Raw genomic sequence first — 510 nt, forward strand, 5'->3', positions numbered from 1 at the left:
GGTGCTGGGAATGCCGGCCGGCAAGAGACTGGCGCCGATGTTGACCGAACTCGTGGCCGTGTTGCGGCAGTTCGGCGAGCTGATCATCGACGATGACACCGCAGCATTGCTGGTGTCGATGTCGGCGAGCCTGTCACGATTTCTGTGTAAGTCAGAGGTGACTTGACTACGAAAAGTAGGCTAACACAACGGGATTCGACCCGGGAAGAGACGCGCGAGTGTGTTCAATGCCACAGTCCAGTTGTACGTGCCGGTGCCCGAGAAGCCGCCTCGCTCACTGGAGATGTTGCGCAAACCGAGATACAGCAACTTCATCGCTGCGTCCTTATCGGGGAAATGGCCGCGGTTCTTGGTGATCTTGCGCAGCTGGAAGTTGATCGACTCGATCGCGTTGGTGGTGTAGACGATCTTGCGCAACTCGACCGGATAGTCCAGGAATGGCACGAACTCGGGCCAGGCGTTGCGCCATACGTCGATCGCCCCGGGATACTGGGCGCCGTAAGCGGTGTC

General features: G+C 59.0%; 1 protein-coding gene and 1 pseudogene. One reads left to right on the forward strand and one right to left on the reverse strand.

The annotated features are described in order from the left end of the window. Positions 1 to 130 (forward strand): annotated as a pseudogene (locus CSQ99_RS31965) (integrase catalytic domain-containing protein); the annotation flags it as partial. Between the two features lie 50 nt (positions 131 to 180). Here CSQ99_RS31965 and CSQ99_RS30665 read toward each other — a convergent pair. After that, positions 181 to 510 (reverse strand): transposase (locus CSQ99_RS30665; RefSeq protein ID WP_176561304.1); only part of this gene is annotated, 330 nt, incomplete at its 5' end.

It is taken from the genome of Mycobacterium neglectum (genome assembly GCF_002591975.1).
Lineage (GTDB): Bacteria > Actinomycetota > Actinomycetes > Mycobacteriales > Mycobacteriaceae > Mycobacterium > Mycobacterium neglectum.